Here is a 22868-nt window from a genome sequence, read left to right as displayed (position 1 = left end):
TTGAGCGATAATTCCGGATTTTTTGAAAGGGTTTATGAAGTTTGCCGGAAAATACCTGAAGGCAGAGTAACTTCTTATGGCGCGATCGCAAAATATCTTGGTGCTGCAAGGAGTGCCCGTATAGTGGGTTGGGCTATGAATTCATCTCATAATTTAGAAGATGTGCCTGCTCATAGGGTGGTGAATCGGCATGGGATGCTTACCGGAAAACATCATTTTGGTGGTAGTAATGCAATGCAGCAATTACTGGAAGCCGAAGGAGTAAAAGTGGAGGATCTTCAAATAATCGATTTTCAGAAATATTTCTGGGATCCTATCAAGGAACTTTCCTGATTTTACTGGCTTTCCTATCCATAATTTCCTCCTATTGTCCTATAAATCTAATATTACTAAATTCTTCGTATTCTTAGCTTTTCCAACTATATTTGCATTTAGAATCAGTCTATATAAGCTTAAGAATCTGATTAAAATTCATATATGAAATTAGACAGAAAAGAGATTTTAAAAGCCCTGGAAACCATAACTGTAGCAGGTGAAGGAAGTAATATGGTAGAAAGTGGTGCAGTTCAAAATGTAATGACTTTTGGTGATGAAGTAGTGGTAGACCTTGTACTTAGTACTCCCGCCCTTCATATTAAGAAAAGAGCCGAAGTGGATGTGATGAAAGCCATTCATGAAAAGGTTTACGAAAAAGCCAAAATAAAGGTAAATATCAAGATACAGGCTCCCGAGAAAAAGAAGCCTGAAATTAAGGGGAAAGCGATCCCGGGAATAAAGAATATAATAGCGGTTGCATCAGGTAAAGGTGGAGTAGGGAAATCTACTGTTACGGCAAACCTGGCAGTGACCCTTTCAAAAATGGGCTTTAAGGTAGGTATCCTTGATGCTGATATTTATGGTCCTTCTGCTCCAATTATGTTTGATGTTGAAGCTGAAAGACCGCTTTCAGTAACGGTGAACGGGAAATCAAAAATGAAACCGGTTGAAAATTACGGAGTGAAGATCCTTTCTATAGGTTTCTTTACCAAACCTAATCAGGCCGTAGTTTGGAGAGGACCCATGGCAGCAAAAGCTCTGAATCAAATGATCTTTGATGCAGATTGGGGAGAACTGGATTTTATGCTAATAGACCTTCCACCGGGAACCGGTGATATACATCTTTCTATCATGCAATCTTTACCAATTACAGGTTCAGTGATCGTAAGTACGCCACAGAATGTGGCCCTTGCCGATGCTAAGAAAGGTGTGGCTATGTTCCAGCAGGAAAGTATTAATGTTCCTGTTTTAGGTATTGTAGAAAATATGGCATATTTCACGCCAGAAGAGCTACCTGAAAATAAATATTACATTTTCGGAAAAGAGGGAGCGAAAAATCTTTCTCAGGATCTGAAAGTGCCGTTCTTAGGAGAGATTCCATTAGTACAAAGTTTAAGAGAATCTGGAGATATAGGCAGGCCTGCGGCCCTTCAAACTGCCACTCCTTTAGAGGCGGCTTTTGAAGAGATCACTAGAAATATGGTACAGGAAACCGTAAACCGAAACAAGGATCTGCCTCCAACCGAAGCGATTAAGATTACCACAATGGCTGGATGTAGTGCTGTTAAAAAGAAATAGATGACAAGCGAAGAAGTTAAAATTAATGTTGAAAAGGCATTGGCAGAGATACGTCCGTTTCTTGAAAGCGATGGAGGGAATATATCTTTAGTTTCGATCGAAGATGATCGCCTCGTAAAAGTTCAACTGGAAGGTGCGTGTGTTGGATGCACTGTGAACCAGATGACTCTTAAAAGTGGTGTGGAGATGACGATCAAGAAATATGTGCCTCAAATCGAACAGGTAGTAAATATTGAAAGATAATTTGCTGCCCATTTAATTGAATTCAAACATGATTAAAACCGATATACTTATCATAGGTGCCGGTCCAACAGGTCTTTTTGCCGTTTTTGAGGCTGGTCTACTTAAACTGAAGTGTCACCTAATTGATGCTCTTCCGCAGCCGGGAGGTCAGTGTTCCGAAATTTATCCCAAAAAACCAATTTACGATATTCCTGGTTTTCCAGAAGTATTGGCTGGAGACTTGGTAGATAACTTGATGGAGCAGATCAAACCTTTTGAGCCGGGATTTACGCTGGGAGAAAGAGCTGAAACTATAGATAAGCAGGAAGACGGAAGTTTTATTGTAACTACCAGTAAAGGAACGAAGCATCATGCTCCCGTAGTTGTGATTGCAGGTGGACTTGGTAGTTTCGAGCCTAGAAAACCCCCGATTCCTTCCATAAAAAATTATGAAGATAAAGGTGTTGCCTATATTATTCGTGATCCTGAGGTATACCGTGATAAAAAAGTTGTGATCGCCGGTGGAGGAGATTCGGCTTTAGACTGGAGTATTTTCCTAGCCGATGTAGCTTCAGAGGTCTCACTGGTGCACAGGAGAAAAGATTTCCGTGGCGCCTTGGATTCTGTTGAAAAGGTAGAGGAACTTTCCAAGATTGGAAAGATCAACCTGATTACAGATGCTGAAGTGGTGGACCTTAAAGGGGAGGGTGAATTGGATTCTGTTCTAATTCGTCATAAAGATGAAGCTAGGGGAGAAGAATTAAAGGAAACAGATTATTTTATTCCATTATTCGGACTTTCTCCAAAACTTGGACCTATTGCGAACTGGGGTCTGGAGATTGAAAAGAATGCCATTAAGGTTGATAATTCTTATGATTATCAAACCAATATTCCTGGGATCTACGCTATTGGAGATGTGAATACCTATAAAGGAAAATTAAAGCTTATCCTTTGCGGATTTCACGAAGCGGCCATCATGTGTCAGAGCGTTTATCAGCGAATAAATCCTGATAAAAAATACGTGATGAAGTATACTACCGTAAGTGGTGTAAGTGGTTTCGACGGAAGTAAAAAAGAAGCGAAGAAAGAAGTAGTAAAAAGTATAAATTAGTAAAAGCATCATCCTGTGCCGAAGCATCGGGACAGGATGACGAAAAAATAGTTATTAAAAGAATGTCTGACGTTAAGATCACTATAATAGACCGGGAAGGAGAAGCTCATACTGTAGATGCTCCAACAGATATGAATATGAACCTGATGGAGGTGATTCGTTCTTATGAACTTGCCCAGGAAGGTACCATTGGAATTTGTGGAGGTATGGCCATGTGCGCCTCCTGCCAGTGCTATATTTTGAATTTTGAGCATATGCTTCCTGAGAAAAGCTTTGAGGAAGAAGATATGCTGGATCAGGCGTTTTTCGTGGAAGATAACAGCCGTTTAAGCTGCCAGATCCCTATCACTGAAGGTTTGGATGGATTGGAAGTTCGAATCGCACCGGCTTCAGAATAATTATAAATTTTAAAACAAAAAACCTGAACTTAAGAGTTCAGGTTTTTTTATTTTAAACTTTGTTAGAAAACCGATTCTACGACGAATGTCTAGGCAAATTCTAATTTTGTCTTAGCTTCAATTTCAGCTTCGATACCATCCCAGAGTTCCAGCCTGCTTTTTAAGGATTTTTCAGCGGTTTCTTTTACTTCCTGCCATTTTTTTTCATCATTTCCGCATAGGTCCTCAACCATCTTAAATGCCATAGGTCCATGTTCATCACCGTCAAGCTCGATATGCCTGTCAAAATAGTATTTGAAAAGGCTCAGATCGTCCTCAGGGAAGTTCTTCTGCACTTTCTCTATAATGGAGGAGAACATATCTGGAATGAGTCCTTCTCGCCCAAAGGTAAAGGCAGATGCGATCTTATGAGGTTCCCTGCTGTATACGACCTCAAAAGTATGTTTTAAGAACTGCTTTATGCTTATTGGTAGTTTACTGGTCGCAATAATTAAAAATATATCGGTACCATGGGTTACCTGCATCAAAAGATCTTCAACCTTCTTTCTGCTCGCTCCGGCGGCATCCATTGCATCCAGGTACATTTCAAAATGACTCTGTCTTTTCCCCTTCATATTGATATCGGTCTCTTCTGCAAGAACGATCTCATTGATGAGGTATCTAATTTCCGGATCGCCTACCGGAAGCCAAGGATTCGTAGTTTTGGTGAGGATCTCCTGAAGCGAAGTTAGCAAAGACATAAAATCCCAGACCGCATAGACATGGTGCTCCATGAAGATTTGAAGTTGTTCCGGGGTGTTGATCTTTTTGTATAGTGGATGATTTATTAACTGGTTGGTTAGAGGTTCTAAACTTGCGTTTATCTCTTTGATCATATTTCCTTTAAATTTTTGGCAAAGGTAAAAGCTGAAGTATTATTTAGAAAATCTTATTGGGTTTTTATAGCTTGTTTAACGCAGAAAATCAGCCTTTTGAGTTAAATTAAAAATATGGCTATTGAAATTGACAAATCAATAAATGTGATAGTGTTCTATTCAAATAAATCTAAGGATTATTTGAGGGTGGATGGTGTTTCTGCTAAAAAGCCCAAACCATTAAAAAAAGAATGCTGTGAAAAATATAAAAAGGGCAAGCGATGTAAACGTTGCCCCTGTTTTGATCTGCTTTAATTGCTGCAATTTTCTTCGCAGACTTCCTTTAACTTCTGAAGCGCCTTAGGCCAGGTTTCCTTGAAATATTCGACCCAGTCATCCTCTGTATCCATTTCAACTTTTAGTGAAGTGGAGCCATTTTTTTCTTCCAAATAGTAATTCTCGTAAAGATCATCCTCAAAGGCTGTTTCCTTTCCCTTATCCAGCATTCCCAGGTGCCTGATACTTATAAACTCGTTGGGTACATGCTTTTCTATCACGCTTTGCATACCTGCTTTTTCTCCGGTTTCAGTTTCCCCAAGAAATAAGATTTGGCTTCCTTCTTCCCATGTACCTTCATAGTGCGAGCTAGGGTTGAATTCCGCCGTCCACTTTCGATAATGCTCTTTATCCAGCATAATTGGAAATACCTGTCCTTTGGGGCAGTCGATCTCTATTTGATAATAAATTTTTTTCATTTGGTTTAAAATGCCGCGTGTCCTGTAATGTCTAAACCTGTGATCAATAGGTGAATATCATGCGTTCCTTCATAAGTGATCACGCTTTCAAGGTTCATCATATGTCTCATGATGCTGTATTCACCGGTAATTCCCATTCCGCCAAGAATTTGTCTTGCTTCCCTGGCGATCTTGATAGCCATCTCTACATTATTCCTTTTCGCCATAGAGATCTGGGCAGAAGTTGCTTTTCCTTCATTTCTCAAAGTTCCAAGTCTCCATGCCATCAACTGTGCTTTGGTGATCTCGGTGATCATCTCGGCCAGTTTTTTCTGCTGAAGTTGTTTTGCAGCTATAGGCACTCCGAATTGCTCTCTCTCTTTGGCATATCTCAAAGCAGTGTCATAACAATCCATAGCGGCTCCAATTGCTCCCCATGCAATCCCATAGCGTGCAGAATCCAGGCATCCTAGTGGAGCCCCTAAACCAGATTTTCCGGGCATTAAATTCTCTTTCGGAACCTTCACATTGTCAAAAATGAGTTCACCGGTGGCACTGGCACGAAGTGACCATTTATTATGAGTTTCTGGAGTTGAGAAGCCTTCCATTCCCCTTTCTACGATCAAACCGTGAATTCTTCCTTCTTCGTTCTTTCCCCATACAATGGCAATATCAGCAAAAGGAGAGTTGGAGATCCACATTTTCGCGCCATTCAGCAGATAATGGTCTCCCTTATCTTTAAAATTTGTAGTCATTCCTCCTGGATTCGAACCGTGATCTGGTTCGGTCAATCCAAAACAACCTATCATTTCTCCGGAAGCCAGTTTTGGAAGGAATTTCTTTTTCTGCTCCTCGGTACCGTATTTAAAGATGGGATACATCACCAGAGAAGACTGAACCGATGCGGTTGATCGAATTCCGCTATCCCCGCGTTCTATTTCCTGCATGATCAAACCGTAAGAGATCTGGTCCAGGCCTGCTCCACCATACTCCTCTGGGATATAAGGTCCAAAGGCACCAATTTCGGCAAGTCCGTTAATTAGTTGTTTTGGGAATTCAGCTTTTTGAGCTGCATCCTCTATAATTGGGGAAACTTCACGCTTTACAAACTCGCGTGTGGCGTCGCGCACCATTTTATGTTCGTCGCTAAGGAGGTCGTCAAGATTGTAATAATCAGGAGCCTGAAAAAGATCTGGTTTCATTTTGTGTAGTGTTTCCAACAAATGTAACCAAGTCTTTTATGAGAAGCAATCTTTTATTTGGAGTTTGAGTATCGATTATATCTCCTTTTCTTTTTTCCATTGATGAAAAAAGAAACAAAAAAATCTAGGCTTACGAAATTCTCTCTAAATTTTTCGTTTGTCCCTTAAATTTTGGGAACTCGCAGGAGAGAACTCTCACTTAGAATAAAATCCCTTTTGCTCAAACAGTCCAAAATTTTACGCGGACTTCACTTCAAATTTTTCGACAGAATTTCGGTAGGCCAATTAATTAAAAAAGATAAAATAGTAACTCGATTTACAACTTCAGATAAAAATCTTTGACTAAATCTTTGAATTCCTCGGTATAGTTATGCCTTGAAATTTCTAAAATTAGTTCATCGATTTCTGGTTTTGCCTTCTCAAAACAAAAGCTTATAAGGCTTCTTTTAATTGGAGATTCCTGGGTTCCTTTAACCCGGGTTATCTTTACAGGAAAAAGCTTGTGATCTTTTGCAATTTCAATTGCATTCTGTTCTTCTGTAAAAGGAATAACAAGATCAAAATGGCCTTTTCTAGAAAGTAGGAGAGAAGCTCCTTCTATCAATTCACTAAGGGGAAGGGCGTCAGCGAAACGCGCCTGATCTCTGTTTTCATTTCCGGTCTTGTAGTCTTCAGAGTAAAAAGGAGGATTGGAGATGATAAGGTTGTATTCCTCTTCATCTTGCATCTCCTCAACAAATTCATCGAAACCTGCATGGTAGCAGAAAAGTCGGTCACCCCAGTCGCTTTTTTCGAAATTCTCCACAGCCTGCTCATAGGCATTTTCTTCAATTTCTAGCGCATCGATTAGTTCGGCATCAGATCTCTGAGCCAGCATTAATGCAATGAGCCCTGTTCCTGTGCCAATATCCAGGATACTGTTTGGTTGATGTTCCAGGGAAGACCAGGCTCCAAGAAGAACACCGTCTGTGCCGATTTTCATCGCACAGCGATCCTGATCTATACTGAATTGTTTGAATTTGAAGGGTTTTTGAGACATTTTGATTATTCGATTTCGTCAAGATGAACTTATTTCAGCTTCTCTATGATCCTGAAACAAATTCAGGATGACCACAAAAAGAAACAAAAAAAGAGGTTTTAAATGAATAAAACCTCTTTTTAGAATTTATATGATATGAGCTTATCCTAAAGCTACTCTTTCAAATCCTACTACTTCAAGGTCTCCGTTTACAGATTTAACGTAATCTGCAACGCTTTGCTTGTTGTCTTTGATATACGCCTGGTGTACCAAAGTGTTGTCTTTGAAGAAACGCTGAAGTTTACCCTGAGCGATCTTGTCTAACATGTTTTCTGGCTTACCTTCTTCTCTTAAAGTATCCTTAGCGATCTCGATCTCTTTATCGATAGTAGCCTGATCAACTCCAGATTCATCAAGTGCTACAGGGTTCATAGCAGCAGCTTGCATAGAAACGTTTTTCGCAGCTTCCTCAGCTCCGTCTACGTTCTTAGAAAGACCTGTAAGAACAGCGATCTTGTTGCCAGCATGGATATAAGATCCTACGAATGGAGCTTCCAAAGTTTTGAATGCACCTATCTCGATCTTCTCACCAATAACTCCTGTTTGCTCAGTAAGTTTATCTTCAACAGTAATTCCGTTGTAGTCAGCTTTCAATAACTCTTCTTTAGTTGAGTAGTTAAGAGCCATATCAGCGAAATCGTTAGCTAATTTGATGAAGTCATCATTCTTTGCTACGAAGTCTGTCTCACAGTTTAGAGAGATGATCACACCTTTAGTGTTGTCTCCATTTACTTGAGCGATAGCAGCACCTTCAGAAGAATCTCTGTCGGCTCTCTTAGCAGCAACTTTCTGACCTTTTTTACGTAGCAATTCAATTGCAGCATCAAAGTCACCATCAGCTTCTACTAATGCTTTCTTACAGTCCATCATTCCTGCACCAGTAGCTTTTCTTAATTTATTTACTTCAGCGGCGGTTATCTTAGCCATAATATTGTCTTTTATTTAAAAAAAGTCGTTTAGAAACTCACTGTAAAGAAAGAAACTAAACGACTTTTAGATTTTATGAAAACGTTATTTATTCTTCTTCGTTAGACGATTTAGCTTTATCTAAAGTTTCACTTTTAGATTCAAGCTTCACATCTTTCTTAGCTTCTTTCATTGCCTTTTTGTCTTCGGCATCTTTAGAGGGAACTTCAGCTTTCTCCTTTTTTGCTTTTGGAGCTTTATCTGACTTCTCTTCTTTTGAAGCTTTTTCTTCTTTCTTCTTAGAAGACTTTTCAGATTTTCTTTCAGAAAGACCTTCTACGATAGAATCTGCAACGTAAGAAACAACTTTGCTAATAGATTTAGAAGCATCGTCGTTAGATGGAATTAGATAATCAACCTCACGTGGATCGGAGTTTGTATCTACCATCGCAAAAATTGGAATGTTTAGTTTTTGTGCTTCTTTGATCGCGATGTGCTCACGTGTAGTGTCTACAACGAAAAGCGCAGCTGGAAGTCTAGACATGTCTGCGATAGAACCTAAGTTCTTCTCTAGCTTAGCTCTAAGACGATCTACCTGAAGACGCTCTTTTTTAGAAAGAGAGTTGAAAGTTCCGTCTTTCTTCATTCTATCGATAGAAGCCATTTTCTTAACAGCTTTACGAATAGTAACGAAGTTTGTAAGCATACCACCAGGCCAACGCTCAGTGATATAAGGCATATTCGCCTTTTCAGCTTGTTCAGCAACGATCTCTTTCGCTTGTTTCTTTGTAGCTACGAAAAGGATCTTTCTTCCGCTTGCTGCGATCTTGGCAAGAGCATCACCTGCTTCCTGCATTTTAGCAGCACTTTTATATAAGTTGATGATGTGGATCCCGTTACGTTCCATATAGATATATGGAGCCATGTTTGGATTCCAACGTCTGGTTAAGTGTCCAAAATGAACACCAGCATCAAGTAATTCTTTTACTTCTACTTTGTTTGCCATTTTTGTAATAGTTTACGTTCTGTTGAGATAGCAACATTCAGGTGGCTACTTTTAAGTACGGCCCTGACTGTTTAGATGCTAAACTAACTTCTGCCCGGCATGAACAGAATAACAACAAAAAATTAATTTTTTTATGAACTCCCCGGAAAATATTCCGGTAATAATATTAACGTTTAGAGAACTGGAATTTCTTACGGGCTTTCTTCTGACCGAATTTCTTACGTTCTACCATACGTGGATCTCTAGTAAGAAGACCTTCTGGCTTAAGAACGCCATGGTTTTCTTCGTCAAGCGCCATCATAGCTCTGGATAATGCAAGACGGATCGCTTCAGCCTGTCCAGTGATACCACCACCGTATACGTTAATTTTAACGTCGAAGTTTCCTTCGTTTTCGGTTAGCATCAATGGCTGGTTAACTTTATATAAAAGTGTACCAGTTGTGAAGTAATCTTTAAGGTCTTTCTTGTTTACGGTAATGTTTCCTTTTCCTTCTGAAACATATACACGGGCCACAGCTGTTTTTCTACGGCCAATTTTGTGAATTACCTCCATTACTTAATCTCGTTTAAGTTAATAGTTTTAGGTTTTTGAGCTTCGTGATCGTGTTCAGATCCTACATAAACCTTTAAATTTCTGAATAGGTCTGCTCCAAGTTTGTTCTTAGGAAGCATTCCTTTAATTGCCTTTTCGACAAGTCTCTCAGGACCTTTTTCGAATAATTCGGCAGCTGTTAGACTTTTCTGTCCACCCGGGAAGCCTGTGTGACGGATGTATTCTTTCGCGTCCCATTTCTTTCCTGTTAAGTTGATTCCCTGCGCATTCAATACAATAACATTGTCTCCGCAATCAACATGTGGGGTGAAGTTAGGCTTGTGCTTTCCTCTAAGTAGGTATGCTACTTTTGAAGCAAGACGACCTAAATTTTGTCCGTCAGCATCTACCACAACCCATTCTTTGGTTCTGGTGGCTTTGTTAGCCGATACTGTTTTGTAACTTAATGTGTCCACACCAATTGATTTTACTAATTATTAAACATTCCAATCCCATTTACCCGAATCTCAATCGGGAAAACAGGGGTGCAAATGTACAATTATAAATTCTAATAGCAAATAGCGAAAAGATTATTTTATTTGCTTTGAAGCGTCTGATATTCAGTCAAATCTACTTAAGAACTTTTTACCCTCAATATCATATATCATTATTAGCATCATAAAGATGAAATATGATTGTGAAACTCCATTAACTCTTTTTCATTAAAGTTCAAAAGCGTTAAAATTCGATTAAAGGTAATTTTAATGTTAAAAAAGTCATAAAATTCCTACTTGTGATTTAGTTTTGTATTGAATTTTAATGCCCCCGAAAATGACTAAACTTTTGAATATCAAAACGTTAGCTGGTTTTTGCATGTTTTCCTTTTCAATAATTAGTTGTAGTAAAGAAGAGGTTTCAATAAATTCACAGCTGAAAGTTAGCGACGCTACAGTGGTGACCAGGAACGATATGCTGGGAAACTGGGATTTATCAGGGATGGTATCTGATACTGCGGTAGACCTTAATGACGATGAAACTTATAGTAAGAATCTTTTGGATGAGACCGATTGTTTTAACACTATGAGTATAACATTTAATGATGATGGTACGTTTATTAGTAATAATGCTCAAATGACTTTTGAAGCGGGAACTTCAAAAAATCAGTTTTCATGTTTGTCTGATAGAATGGACAATGGAAATTGGGAAGTAAGGAACGACAGTCTGATTTTGACCTTAGATATTAATTCTTCTACTTATACCCATAAGAAGCATATAAATCTCGAGACCAATAAATTTTCGTTTGATGTTACGAAAATCGAATCGAATCAATATGTGAGCGATCCTGGAAATACTCAGGCGTCACCAATAAGAATTTTAGAACTTGAGTATACTAAATCTTAGTATACCTTTTCTAATTGTAGTTTTAGTGTTAGTTGGAAGAACCTCACAGTTATCAAGCTGTGAGGTTTTTTTGTTTATGTTTTATATAGGAGAGCTTTCTTACACTCTTAACATAATTCAGTGTCATTTAGGATGTAAATTAGTTTTTCATAGAAAACAACGTAAAAAACAGTAAATCAATGGATTGGTTGATTAATTTAGCGCGAATTTGTGCTGATGATGAGATCGAATATATCTTTGATGACAATTGTTTTCCTTCTTTTAATGAGTCTCCTTACCTCCTGCAATAAAACTGAACTTCCAATTCAAGAAGCTGAATCATTCCAATCTATAAACGCTAATATTCAACCTAGAAGACTCTTTGGTAACTGGCAGCTTTCTGAAATGCTGGCAGATATTCCGGTAGATCTAAATGGGGATGGAACGGGTAATACAAACCTGCTCCTTGAAACCGATTGTTTCGATGATATGCGGATAGAATTTTTCCAGGATGGAACATTCTTTACTGAAAATGCACAAATGGATTTTGCAGCGGGTGCCAGTGATAATGAATTCGAATGTTTGAACGGGAGGGATGATATTGGAACATGGGAAATAAACCGAAATGAACTTATCTTAACTATTCTTATTGACGGTGTGCTTTATACCGACACCAAAATAATTAAACTTAGAGGGAATAGATTTTCTTTTGAAGTAACCGAAGAAGAGTCAGATATTTATGTGAACGACCCAGGAAATACCCTTGTTTCTGATGTCCAGATCCTTGAGCTGGAATACAGTAGAGGCAATTAATATCTTACCGGTTTATATTATAAGTTTATTGGTTTCGAGTTCATTCATTTATTTGATTCGGACTCCTCTACTGGTAAAAGAAAGCCCTTGCTGTCCTGAAGTTGAGATCATCACTCCTTCAAAAAGCGGTTCGGGAGAGGATTCCTTAATGGACCATTCAAAAATAAAGTTTGCGCCGGTTCCTCCCTCAATATCAGTTTCATCAACAACGATCTCTACTGTTTCCATAGGGGCGATATAAATAGGATGATCAAAATAGATCCTTATTGGTTCACCCTGGGTATTAAAATATTCCGCCTTGTCGATATAAATAGTGTCTTTCATATCCACATTTCTCATGCTAATCGTGGAGGTTAGATTATGAGTTCTGTGTTCTGTCTGGCTATATATTTCTGAATAAACAGAAAGGTACGACTGGCCTTTTTTAAGGGAATCGGTCACAGACTTTTTTACTCCTCGTGCTTCCCAGTCTACCGGATCGTACGAGCTTATCGTTTTCTCATTTTCACAAGAGGTAATTAGCGCGGCAATAAGAAATATTAGAATTCCCTTTTTCATCTCATTTAATTAATGGGCTTCCAGCCAGTTTTCGCCTACTCCCAGATCTACATCTAAAGGTACTTCCAGTTTATATGCGTTCTCCATTTCAGATTTGATCATTTTCTGAACTTTTTCAAGTTCATTTTTATGAGCATCGAAAACCAGTTCATCATGTACCTGTAGCAGCATCTTGGTTTTATAGTTCCCTTCTTTCAGTTTTTTATGGATATTGATCATAGCCAGCTTGATTATATCGGCGGCGCTTCCCTGAATCGGTGCATTCACCGCGTTACGTTCGGCCGCTCCACGAACTACCTGGTTTCTTGAATTGATATCCTTTAAATATCTTCTTCTGCCCAAAACTGTGGAGACATAACCATGTTCCCTGGCAAACTCTACCTGGTCTGCGATAAAGTTGCTTAATTTGGGGTAAGTTTTATAATAGGTGTCAATTAATTCCTTAGCCTCACTTCTGGAAAGCGAGGTCTGGTTGCTTAATCCAAAGGCGGAAACTCCGTATATGATCCCGAAATTTACTGTTTTCGCATTGCTTCTTTGTTCTCTGGTAACTTCCTCCAATGGAACATTAAAAACCTTCGCGGCGGTAGATGCGTGAATATCTTCTCCATTCTTAAAAGCCTGGATCATATTATCCTCTTCACTAAGAGCTGCGATAATTCTAAGTTCTATCTGGGAATAATCGGCAGCGAGTAAAACATAATTTTCATCTCTTGGGACAAAAGCTTTTCTTACCTGTCTTCCACGTTCAGTTCTTATCGGGATATTCTGAAGGTTTGGATTATTTGAACTTAACCTACCTGTGGCAGCAGTGGTTTGCACATAATCTGTATGCACTCTTCCGGTGGTTTTCTCTACCTGGTTTGGCAAAGCATCCACGTAAGTGTTCTGAAGTTTTACCAGTCCGCGATAATCAAGTACATCTCTTACGATGTTATTTTCATCTGCCAGCACCGATAGCACATCCTCACTGGTGGAGTATTGTCCGGTTTTGGTTTTCTTAGGTTTTTTAGAAAGCTGCAGTTTTTCAAAAAGAATAATTCCTAATTGTTTAGGAGAACTAATAAGAAATTCTTCACCAGCTTCTTCGTAAATTTTGTTTTCAAGATCTTTAATATCTGAAGCCAGTGCCTCAGATAAAGATTTTAAATATTTCTCATCCAGGTTGATTCCTTCAAGTTCCATATCTGCCAGGACCTGTACGAGTGGAATTTCGATCTCATCAAAAAGTTTCCTGGTTTCAGCTTCTTCCAGTTCCTTTTCAAAAAAGTTCTTTAGCTGAAAAGTGACATCGGCATCCTCTGAGGCATATTCGGTTTGCTTATCCAGAGGCACATCTCTCATATTGCCCTGGTTCTTCCCTTTTTTACCGATCAATTCTGAAATTGGCTGCGGAGTGTAATTCAGATAAGTTTCTGCAAGAACATCCATATTGTGGCGCATATCCGGATTGATCAAATAGTGCGCGATCATGGTATCGAATAATGGTCCGGCGACCTCAATATTGTATTTGTCCAGAACCTCAATGTCATATTTCAGGTTCTGACCTATCTTTTCAATTTTATCGTTTTCGAAGAATTCTCTCAGTTCTTCAATTATTTTTTGAGCTTCTTCTTTTTCTTCAGGGAACGGCAGGTAAAATCCTTTTCCTGCTTCCCATGAAAATGCTATCCCTACCAGTTGAGCTTCCAGAGGATTCAAGCTGGTTGTTTCGGTGTCAAAGCAAACGCTTTTTTCTTTCAGAAGTCTTTCTATGAAAATTTTCCTGGCCATATCTGTAGTAATGGCCTGGTAAAAATGCGGTGTATCTTTAAGATTTGTTCTGGAAGAGGTTCGCTCTATTTCTTCACCATCACCACCAAATAAAGAGAACTGTCCAGCACCGGCAGTCGCCTGTGCGTTTTTCTTAGCTGAAGGTGAATTGGTAACCTGGGTTTGCGGAGTGTCTTCTTCTCCGCTAAAAAGTTTGATGAACTGATCTTTTAATCTTCTGAATTCAAGTTCTTCAAAGATCTCCTGTACTTTTTCTGCATCAGGCATCGAAAGTTCATAATCTTCAGCATGGAATTGTACATCGCAATCCACAAAAATGGTGGCTAGTTTTTTGGAAAGTCGACCCAATTCAGCATTCTCAATTACTTTTTCCTTCATTTTGCCCTTGAGCTTATCGGTATTTTCCAGTAAACCTTCCAGGCTTCCAAATTGCTTAATGAACTTTTTTGCTGTTTTTTCACCAACTCCTGGCAGTCCCGGGATATTATCTGCCGTATCCCCCATCATTCCAAGGAAGTCTATCACCTGCTCCGGTCTTTCGACTTCAAATTTCTTCTGAACTTCAGGAATTCCCCAGATCTCAATGCCATTTCCCATTCTTGCTGGGCGGTACATAAAAATGTTTTCAGAAACCAGCTGGGCAAAATCTTTATCTGGCGTAACCATGTATACTTTATAATTCTCTTTTTCTGCCTGCTTAGCAAGGGTGCCGATAATATCATCTGCCTCCATTCCTTCCTGAACCACCACCGGAATATGCATAGCTCTCAAAATATCCTGGATGATCGGAATTGCTTCACGAATAGGCTCTGGAGTCTCATCCCGGTGCGCTTTATATTCGGTATACATTTCAGTTCTGGCTTCACTGCCACCTTTATCAAAGCATACAGCAAGGTGATCTGGTTTTTCACGTCTTATCACATCAAAAAGTGAGTTAGTGAATCCCATGATCGCGGAAGTATTAAATCCTTTGGAATTGATCCTTGGGTTCTTAATAAATGCGTAATATCCGCGGAAAATTAAAGCGTAAGCGTCTAGTAAAAAAAGGCGTTTTTGATCGGCCATCTGAAATGTTTAAATATAAAATTGAGAATGTTTCAAAACTACAAAGATATTAGCACTCTTCCTTGGAAACAATGAACAATAAGCAATTAACAGAAATCAATAAAAGATAAAAATGCTAATTACTTTTCCAGGTAAGATTTGCTCGGATTGTTCGTGCTTTCTCCATTATAGAACTTCGCGTAACTGAACCCTTTATGTATGCAATACGATCCAATTTCCCCTTTTTTGTTCATCGCAACATAAGCGATCTGGAAATCTTTATAGTTAGGTGCTTTTTTTACTGTCCTCATAACTGCTTCTTCGCAGGCTTCCTGTGGTGATTTTCCCTGACGCATTAATTCTACGATAAGGAAACTGCCTACGCTTTTCATGATAGCTTCTCCCATTCCGGTACCAACAGCTCCGCCTACTTCGTTATCCAGGAATAGTCCTGCTCCAATAATAGGGGAATCTCCCACGCGACCATTCATTTTATAGGAAAGTCCAGAGGTAGTACAGGCTCCCGCGATATCTCCATTTTCATCGAGACACAACATGCCAATGGTATCATGATTTTCAATATTTATAATTGGTTGGTACTCTTTATGCTCCAGCCATTCCTTCCATGCTTTTTCAGAATCTTCAGTTAAAAGGATCTTTCTTTTAAAGCCTTGCTGAATGGCAAATTGCAATGCGCCTTCCCCGGCAAGCATTACATGCGGAGTTTCTTCCATAACCTTCCTGGCCACAGAGACCGGGTGAGCGATCTCTTTTAGGTAAACTACCGAACCAGCATTTCCATCTGGAGACATAATACAGGCATCCAGCGTAACATTTCCATCCCTGTCTGGGGCGCCGCCGTCTCCAACCGTGGTATTTTTAAGATTTGCTTCTTCAACCATAACGCCTTTTTCAACAGCATCCAGGGCTGAAGCTCCACTTTCTAGCATTGTTCCGGCCATTTTTGTGGCATTCTGAAAGTTCCATGTTGCTACAGCAATAGGATTGACTCTGTTTTGTGAAGGCATAGCGAATAGTTGTGAGGGGATTAATTGTGAACCCAGGCCTATTCCGGCAAGGGAAAGTGATGAACGTTCAATGAATTTTCGTCTTTTCATGATACTTCTTTAAGAAAGATAATTCGGTAACTTGTGATCCTGACGGAAAGGTTTAAATATACTAAAATGATCATAGAAGTTTGTGCGAATTCACTGGAGTCTGCCATTAATGCTGAGAAAGCCGGCGCAACTAGGATAGAACTCTGTTCAGAATTAGGTGTTGGTGGTATTACACCCTCACTGGGGCTAATTAAAAGCGTGCTGCAACATGTCTCGCTTCCCGTTCATGTATTGATAAGGCCAAGAAGTGGGGATTTTACATATTCAGAATTCGATTTTAAGGTGATGTTAAAGGATATTGAAGAGTGTTTGAAACTGGGAGTTTCTGGCATTGTTTCCGGAGTTCTGAATCAGGATTTTTCATCAGATATGGAAAGAACCGGCCAGCTAATAAATGCTTCTGAAGAAATGTCTTTTACCTTCCATCGAGCGTTCGACTGGACGCCAAGTCCTAATACTTCCTTTTTAGACCTTCAGGAATTGGGAGTGAATACCATTCTTAGTTCCGGACAGAAGCCGAGCGCAGAATCTGGAATAAATCTTTTATGTGAACTAAATGAACTTTCCAGTTCATGCCAGATAATGCCAGGTGGAGGAATAAGTGCAGCGAATGTTCAGCTTTTTAAAGAGGCCGGTTTTAAAGCTCTTCATTTTTCCGGAAGCTTGCAAACGAAAACTTTTGATCAAGCTGAGAAGATTAATATGAATTCGGAAAAACTACTATGGGAAAACTATACTTCAGTTAGCGATGTAAAAATCATCAAGGAAATTATACAAAAGCTTAAGTAATATTTGTCCTGTTTCAAGAAGTTTTTCAGGATGGTTGCCTAATATTTTTAATGAATTTTCTTCTTTTATTCGGGCTGGTTTTAGTCGGAATTTTCTCTTGTCCTAAATATTCTAAAACTTCTTTTTAAACCGGAATATTTTAAAAGTCACACTTTCTGTATTGACCGATATTTAATAGAAGCCGATTAAAAAAACATCTGAATGTCTTAAGTCATACTTTTAAATTCACTAATCGATATCAATACGTGTTAATATAATCTTAATTTCACGACCTTAATATCACATTTATGTTCGCCTCAGAAACCTGGTCACTATATGTTACTATTCTCCTTGTGGTCTATGCCATGGTAATTCTCTTCTTTGTGATAAGAGGTAATCTTAAGACCAAGAATATCGATGATTTCGCCATTGGTAGTAGCGGATTTCCTGCTTGGGCGGTGGGTTTATCACTGGCGGCATCCATGACCAGTGCGGCAACCTTTATTATAAATCCAGGGTTTATCGCGTTATACGGTTTCTCAGGATTGATCTCCTTTGGTATCGTTATGCCTATAGCGATCTTTGCTTCCTTAATATTTTTCACAAAGTCTTTCCAGAAATATGGATCCACGGTAAAAGCTTTAACCATGGCGCAGTGGATTGGAAAAAGGTATGATTCAAAAGGTCTCACCATCTTTTTTGCAATACTTTCCTTGCTGTTGATCACGTTTATAGTGCTTATTTGTGTTGGATTGACCCAGATAATTTCAAAATCCTTAAACCTGGAGCCGTTCTATGTTCTCATGGGTTTGATCACTTTCGTGTTTGGATATACAATGTTTGGTGGGGCTAATTCGATGGTCTATACCAATACGGTGCAGGCGATCATCATGTTTGTGGTCGCGATCATTTTATTGATGTCTGGTTCTGAATATTTCTCAAATGGATTTGATGGCTTTGTTAGCTTGCTGAATGAAATAGACCCTAATCTTACTAAAACTACGAATCCGGAAAGTTTTCTTTTCCGGGATTATTTTGAAATTATCGTCTGCCAGATCATTATCGGGATCGCGATCGTTTGTCAGCCACATATCATTACTAAAACTCTTTTCCTGAGAAGTGAAAAGGCGATCAATGAATATCTCACGGTTGCCATTATTTGTATGAGTTTTTTCTTTTTGGTAGTAGTGGTTGGTTTATATGCCAGGATCACTTTTCCCGACCTAAGTCTTGATGGTACTGCTCTGAAAATGGATGAACTGGTTTCAGCCTACGTGGTAAAAACATTTTCTGCTGGGGTGGGTGTCATCATCGTGGCGGGATTGATCTCTGCGGGATTATCTACTCTGGAAGCATTGATCCAATCCCTTTCAACGACTATTACTACAGATCTTATTGCGCCTTTGAGTAAGAATGAAAACTTCAACCAGGTGGGGCTAAATAAGATCGTGATCATATTGCTAGCGATCGTTAGTTTCTTTTTGAGCTATGACCAGATCGTAGATCCTAATGTGAGCGTGGCTATTTTTGCCCAGAATGGGGTATACGCATATTTCGCGGCCGCTTTTGTTCCTGTATTGTTTGGTATTTATTTCAAGAAGGTGAGTAAGAATGCGGTTTTTATCGCGAGTTTTTCAGCGGTAGCCATCCATTTTATTATTTACTATGGCAGGATCACTCCTTATATGCAGGAGCCGGTTAACAATCCAGGCGTATCTGCGGCCATTGCGGTTGTGGCATCTTTTGTTATTGGTAATTCTCTATATTTAATAAGTAGAAAGGAAGCATGAATTATTTCGATTGGATAGGAAAATGGTCAGATTACACCCCCGACAAAAAGGCGGTGGCATCGGTCGATTCCGGGAAGGTCTATACTTATAAAGAGTTGAATTTGCTCTCCCTGAAACTGGAGGCTTATCTCAAAACAGAATATTCTATTGAAAAAGGAGATCGTATTGCCGTACTGGCACAGCATTCTCCAGAGTATCTGATTCTATTTATCGCGGCCCAAAGAATGGGCGCGATCCTGGTTCCATTGAATTACCGTTCTACGGTTTCGGAAATGGCCTATTGCGTTCAGGATGTCGAGCCAGAATTATTGATCTTCGAGGTTAATTTTCGGCAAAAGTTACAAGATCTAAAGAAAGAGGTTTTCTTTAACGAAGTATCCCTGGAAGCGCTTTTTGAAGAATCTTCAGCACTGAAAGTTGAGGAAAAGCTTACCGAAATAGACCCCGAGCAGGCAGTTTTTATTTTTTATACTTCGGGAACTACTGGGAAACCGAAAGGTGTGCTCTATACCAACCGCATGCTTTTCTGGAATAGTTTGAATACGTCGGTACAGCTGGAGATCACCTCGGCAGATTTTACCCTGAATGCCTTGCCACCATATCATACTTCAGGATGGAATGTCCTGCTTTTACCTATGTTGCATCGCGGTGCGAGGGTGGATTTCCTGAAATCTTTTAAACCGAAAAAGGTTCTTAATTATATTCAGAAGAATTCTATCAGTCTCTTTTTAGCCATCCCAACCATGCTCAGGATGATGGTTAAACATCCTGCTTTTAAAGAATTTAAAGCACCAGCATTAAAATATATAGTAGTTGGGGGAGAAGATCTTTCTATCCTGTTAATAGATAAATGGGCTGAAAAAGGCATCTTGCTCAGGCAGGGTTATGGTCTTACCGAAGCAGGTCCCTGTATCACTTCCCTTCATCATCATGATGCCATTTGGAAAAAGGGGTCGATTGGGAAACCTAATTTTTATGTGGACCATAAGATCGTTGATGAAGATGGGGCAGAAGTTGGTGCCAATGAACATGGAGAACTTTGTTTAAGAGGTGCTATCGTCACTCCTGGCTACTGGAACAATTCGGCCTATACCCTTGAAAAGATAAGAGATGGCTGGTTTTATACAGGGGATATGGTAAGGATGGATGCTGAAGGTTTTATGTATATGGTAGGCCGAAAGAATCAATTGTTTATTTCTGGTGGTGAGAATATTTATCCGCTGGAGATTGAAAACGCAATTCTGAAAAATAATTTCGCGAAAGAAGCTGCAGTCATTGGGGTAGATGATGAAGACTGGGGAGAAGTAGGTGTAGCATTTTTGGAGGGTAATATACAGGATCTTACCGAAGAAGAGCTCAACGAAAAACTGAAGAACCATTTAACCTCATATAAAGTTCCAAGACACTTTGTTTTCCTGGATTCCCTGCCTAAATCTGGAATTGGAAAAATAGACCGGAAAAAATTAAAAGAAATGTTTAAGCTTATTCAATATGAAAAAAAGGATATTATTTAGTCTTTTCAGCCTGGTCTTAACCTCTCTTGCCGCACAAGAAAAGATAAGTGAAACAGTAACCTACCATCTGCCTGTGAAAACCATTAAATTAAATTCTGAAACGATCGCTTATGTCGATGAAGGTAGCGGAGAAGAGACTCTTCTTTTTATTCATGGTCTTTCCAGCAATCTGGATTCATGGAAGAAAAATATAGCCGGACTAAGTTCAGATTATCGATGTATCGCCATAGATCTTCCCGGGTATGGGAAATCATCCCGAAGTAAGACCGATTACAGCCTTTCAGAATATGCTGACATATTGAACGAAATGGTAGAGAAGATGGATCTTAAAAATGTTGTCCTGGCAGGTCATTCCATGGGTGGGCAGATTGCCATGCATTCGGTTCTAAAATATCCAGACACCTATAAAAAACTGGTCCTTATAGCGCCCGCGGGCATCGAGACCTTTACGGCTCAGGAAGCTACCATTATGAAAGCCTCTTATACGCCAGCGATGGTAGTAGGAGCTTCAGATGAACAGGTTCTGGCCAATTATAAAATGAATTTCTATTCCTTCCCGGAAGATGCACAGGCGATGGTAGATGATCGTATCGCTATGAAATCTGCGGAAGATTTTCAGGACTATGCTGAAACGGTTGTGAATAACATCCACGCCATGCTGGAGGAACCGGTGATCGACGAAATCGGCAAAATTGAAGTTCCTGTTCTAATGGTCTTCGGAAAAAACGATATGCTTATTCCTAATAAGTATTTTCATCCTTCTGAAAGTATAGCTAGTCTCGTTAAGACTTCCGAAGAAAAATTCAATAATATTGAAGTGAAGACCATCGATGAAGCGGGCCACTTTGTTAATTTTGAACGATCTGAAAAAGTAAATAAAGAGATCAGGGATTTTCTGAAATAATGAAATCTAAACTTAAAATATTCACCGATTTCTCTGAAGGCGTATTGCCCCATGAGGCAGCTTACCTGCAAAAGGAGAATAGGATAAGGGACAATGAAAAAGAAGAGATCTTAAATAAGGTATGTCGAAATGCCGAGCGTTTTTTTTCTTCAGAAGACTTTGATGAAAATATTGATAAACGGAAGTATGCCTACATCAAAAAATGGATCTCCAAAAAGCTGAAAAAGGCAGATGTTGATGCTCACCTTGAGTACTTGAGTCACATCGAAAAACAGATCCTTACCGATACCATTTCCTCTCCCGAAGAAAAAGAGCTACTGGAATTTATCAGTGTTTATGGTCATACCTCTTTCTATTTTCATAAATTCTATGAGCTGGTAAGGGAGTATCAGGACTATTTGCTGGTTAGGTTCAGATACCAGGATTGTGAAGTGACCGGGGAATTTCTAAGAGAAAATGAGAAATATTATTTAAAGTCACTAAAGGTAAAAGATGAGATCTTTCATGCTACCAAGGATCTTACCAGGCAATATACTTCTCAAAAATTAAATACTAAACACTGGGAGTCGAAGCTTCTGGAATATTTATATGACGATGAGCTCGATGGTCGTAATAAGTATCATGCTTTTATAAGACTGGTCTTTTTATACTTCAACTACAAAGAGTATGAGAAGGCTAAAGGTATGTTCGATTATATAGATGAATGTTTCAAGAACGGATTAATGTACTCCCGCCGAGTGCTATTCAACTATTATGCGAACCGGGTGATCCTGCATTCCAACCTTAATGATCTGGATCAGGCTGAATATTATGCCCATTTATCGGTGAAGCAGGATAACAGTGATAAGCTTTTTTACCTGAATAATCTCGTTGCGATCCTGCTGAAAAAGAATAAGAATAAAGATGCTCTTAACCGGCTTACCGAAAATTATAAACTTTTTAAGTCGTCTTATAACCATCACCAGAAATTAGGCTTTGCCACTCATTATGTACGTACTTTAGTTCGGAATAAAAGAATTGCCATCGCCGAAACCTTTGCCAAAAACTTCCTTCATGAGAACCGAAAGTATGTTTTTGAGCATCGCTGGAGTAGGTTCTTTTCTAATTATTTAATGCTGCTTACTACGGCCGAAAAACCTGTTGAGGTGATAAAAGTTACCAATAAGTACAATTTACTTGAGAGAGAAGCTGAGGTCATGGGGCGTGAAAACTTTATTCCGAAGATCCACTGGTATTATCACCTGGCGAATTATCTCAACGGGCAGTATTCGGAAGATAAGCTTTTCGAGCAACTCATCCAGAGCATAGAATCTGCATCCCAGTTAGATTCAGAAGGGTTCATCGCCTTAGATGAATTCATAGATAGACTTGCTTTTACACAGCCGGGATTCTTTTCAAGATTAAAGTCGCACTTTAGTGATAAGTCTTTGATTTACTAGCTTGACAGGTTATTTGTCAGCTAATTTTCAAAAGAAATTTTATTGGTCATACTTCACAATCTTATCCTTAAGTCCGAATTGGTGTAGGCTCTTGTTAAATTCGTCTTAAA

General features: G+C 39.2%; 24 protein-coding genes. 13 read left to right on the top strand and 11 right to left on the bottom strand.

The window, feature by feature from the left end; translation table 11 throughout:
• The 5 genes from G3I01_RS02520 (at position 1) to G3I01_RS02500 (ending at position 3345) form a co-directional block, all read left to right on the top strand.
• Positions 1–333 carry an MGMT family protein gene (locus tag G3I01_RS02520; protein WP_219550754.1) on the top strand — a complete coding sequence of 111 codons (333 nt, stop codon included), beginning with the start codon at positions 1–3 and terminating at the stop codon, positions 331–333.
• Positions 334–477: 144 nt separating this feature from the next.
• Positions 478–1614 carry an Mrp/NBP35 family ATP-binding protein gene (locus G3I01_RS02515; RefSeq protein ID WP_219550752.1) on the top strand — a complete coding sequence of 379 codons (1137 nt, stop codon included), beginning with the start codon at positions 478–480 and terminating at the stop codon, positions 1612–1614.
• Complete coding sequence (locus G3I01_RS02510; protein ID WP_026933379.1) at positions 1615–1857, top strand: NifU family protein; 243 nt, start codon at positions 1615–1617, stop codon at positions 1855–1857.
• 28 nt (positions 1858–1885) lie between these two features.
• Entirely contained in the window at positions 1886–2947 is a 1062-nt protein-coding gene (locus tag G3I01_RS02505; RefSeq protein WP_219550750.1) for an NAD(P)/FAD-dependent oxidoreductase, read from the top strand.
• A gap of 62 nt (positions 2948–3009) precedes the next feature.
• Complete coding sequence (locus G3I01_RS02500) at positions 3010–3345, top strand: 2Fe-2S iron-sulfur cluster-binding protein (RefSeq protein WP_219550748.1); 336 nt, start codon at positions 3010–3012, stop codon at positions 3343–3345.
• 89 nt (positions 3346–3434) lie between these two features.
• Here the strand turns inward: G3I01_RS02500 and G3I01_RS02495 are convergent, their stop codons facing one another.
• Entirely contained in the window at positions 3435–4220 is a 786-nt protein-coding gene (locus G3I01_RS02495; protein ID WP_219550746.1) for a DUF3050 domain-containing protein, read from the bottom strand.
• 114 nt (positions 4221–4334) lie between these two features.
• Between G3I01_RS02495 and G3I01_RS02490 the strand changes: the two genes are divergently transcribed.
• Positions 4335–4514 carry a hypothetical protein gene (locus G3I01_RS02490; RefSeq protein ID WP_219550744.1) on the top strand — a complete coding sequence of 60 codons (180 nt, stop codon included), beginning with the start codon at positions 4335–4337 and terminating at the stop codon, positions 4512–4514.
• Here the strand turns inward: G3I01_RS02490 and G3I01_RS02485 are convergent.
• From G3I01_RS02485 to rplM, 7 genes are all read right to left on the bottom strand, one after another.
• The gene (locus tag G3I01_RS02485; RefSeq protein WP_219550742.1) at positions 4511–4954 is read right to left on the bottom strand and encodes an SRPBCC domain-containing protein; all 444 of its coding nucleotides are present in this window, start codon (positions 4952–4954) and stop codon (positions 4511–4513) included. The genes G3I01_RS02490 and G3I01_RS02485 overlap by 4 nt on opposite strands.
• A 5-nt stretch (positions 4955–4959) precedes the next feature.
• Entirely contained in the window at positions 4960–6135 is a 1176-nt protein-coding gene (locus tag G3I01_RS02480; protein ID WP_219550740.1) for an acyl-CoA dehydrogenase family protein, read from the bottom strand.
• Between the two features lie 316 nt (positions 6136–6451).
• Positions 6452–7174 (bottom strand): methyltransferase, encoded by a 723-nt coding sequence (locus G3I01_RS02475; RefSeq protein ID WP_219550738.1) that lies wholly within the window; start codon positions 7172–7174, stop codon positions 6452–6454.
• Between the two features lie 141 nt (positions 7175–7315).
• Positions 7316–8140, bottom strand: a complete 825-nt coding sequence (gene tsf / locus G3I01_RS02470; RefSeq protein ID WP_219550737.1) for a translation elongation factor Ts — start codon at positions 8138–8140, stop codon at positions 7316–7318.
• Between the two features lie 88 nt (positions 8141–8228).
• Entirely contained in the window at positions 8229–9125 is an 897-nt protein-coding gene (gene rpsB / locus G3I01_RS02465; RefSeq protein ID WP_108170480.1) for a 30S ribosomal protein S2, read from the bottom strand.
• Positions 9126–9291: 166 nt separating this feature from the next.
• Positions 9292–9678 (bottom strand): 30S ribosomal protein S9, encoded by a 387-nt coding sequence (rpsI, locus tag G3I01_RS02460; RefSeq protein ID WP_026933388.1) that lies wholly within the window; start codon positions 9676–9678, stop codon positions 9292–9294.
• Positions 9678–10133, bottom strand: coding sequence for a 50S ribosomal protein L13 (gene rplM, locus G3I01_RS02455; RefSeq protein WP_219550735.1), 456 nt, complete (start codon positions 10131–10133; stop codon positions 9678–9680). Before rplM ends, rpsI begins: the two co-directional genes overlap by 1 nt.
• 367 nt (positions 10134–10500) lie before the next feature.
• Here rplM and G3I01_RS02450 point away from each other — a divergent pair, with 367 nt between their 5' ends.
• Positions 10501–11058: a DUF5004 domain-containing protein gene (locus G3I01_RS02450; protein WP_219550733.1), complete on the top strand. Its 558-nt coding sequence runs from the start codon at positions 10501–10503 to the stop codon at positions 11056–11058.
• Positions 11059–11298: 240 nt separating this feature from the next.
• Positions 11299–11850 carry a lipocalin family protein gene (locus G3I01_RS02445; RefSeq protein ID WP_219550731.1) on the top strand — a complete coding sequence of 184 codons (552 nt, stop codon included), beginning with the start codon at positions 11299–11301 and terminating at the stop codon, positions 11848–11850.
• Positions 11851–11898: 48 nt separating this feature from the next.
• On the opposite strand, the gene G3I01_RS02440 is transcribed toward G3I01_RS02445, so the two are convergent.
• The 3 genes from G3I01_RS02440 to G3I01_RS02430 all read right to left on the bottom strand — a co-directional run bounded on the left by G3I01_RS02440 (position 11899) and on the right by G3I01_RS02430 (position 16343).
• Positions 11899–12408 carry a DUF3124 domain-containing protein gene (locus tag G3I01_RS02440; RefSeq protein ID WP_219550729.1) on the bottom strand — a complete coding sequence of 170 codons (510 nt, stop codon included), beginning with the start codon at positions 12406–12408 and terminating at the stop codon, positions 11899–11901.
• Positions 12409–12417: 9 nt separating this feature from the next.
• The gene (gene polA / locus G3I01_RS02435) at positions 12418–15246 is read right to left on the bottom strand and encodes a DNA polymerase I (protein WP_219550727.1); all 2829 of its coding nucleotides are present in this window, start codon (positions 15244–15246) and stop codon (positions 12418–12420) included.
• A gap of 119 nt (positions 15247–15365) precedes the next feature.
• A complete protein-coding gene (locus G3I01_RS02430) occupies positions 15366–16343 on the bottom strand; it encodes a N(4)-(beta-N-acetylglucosaminyl)-L-asparaginase (RefSeq protein ID WP_219550726.1) in 978 nt (325 codons plus the stop codon).
• A 66-nt stretch (positions 16344–16409) separates the two neighbouring features.
• Between G3I01_RS02430 and G3I01_RS02425 the strand changes: the two genes are divergently transcribed.
• The 5 genes from G3I01_RS02425 to G3I01_RS02405 all read left to right on the top strand — a co-directional run bounded on the left by G3I01_RS02425 (position 16410) and on the right by G3I01_RS02405 (position 22758).
• Positions 16410–17132, top strand: a complete 723-nt coding sequence (locus G3I01_RS02425; protein ID WP_219550725.1) for a copper homeostasis protein CutC — start codon at positions 16410–16412, stop codon at positions 17130–17132.
• Between the two features lie 287 nt (positions 17133–17419).
• A complete protein-coding gene (locus G3I01_RS02420) occupies positions 17420–18901 on the top strand; it encodes a sodium:solute symporter (protein WP_219550724.1) in 1482 nt (493 codons plus the stop codon).
• Positions 18898–20415, top strand: a complete 1518-nt coding sequence (locus G3I01_RS02415; RefSeq protein WP_219550722.1) for a class I adenylate-forming enzyme family protein — start codon at positions 18898–18900, stop codon at positions 20413–20415. Before G3I01_RS02420 ends, G3I01_RS02415 begins: the two co-directional genes overlap by 4 nt.
• The gene (locus G3I01_RS02410) at positions 20393–21319 is read left to right on the top strand and encodes an alpha/beta hydrolase (protein ID WP_219550721.1); all 927 of its coding nucleotides are present in this window, start codon (positions 20393–20395) and stop codon (positions 21317–21319) included. Before G3I01_RS02415 ends, G3I01_RS02410 begins: the two co-directional genes overlap by 23 nt.
• The gene (locus tag G3I01_RS02405) at positions 21319–22758 is read left to right on the top strand and encodes a hypothetical protein (protein WP_219550720.1); all 1440 of its coding nucleotides are present in this window, start codon (positions 21319–21321) and stop codon (positions 22756–22758) included. Before G3I01_RS02410 ends, G3I01_RS02405 begins: the two co-directional genes overlap by 1 nt.
• The last annotated feature ends 110 nt before the right edge of the window (positions 22759–22868 follow it).

It is taken from the genome of Gramella sp. MT6 (assembly GCF_019357415.1).
Lineage (GTDB): Bacteria > Bacteroidota > Bacteroidia > Flavobacteriales > Flavobacteriaceae > Christiangramia.
The sequence above is the reverse complement of the archived record's forward strand: the minus strand, read 5'-3'. Positions and strand labels throughout refer to the sequence as shown.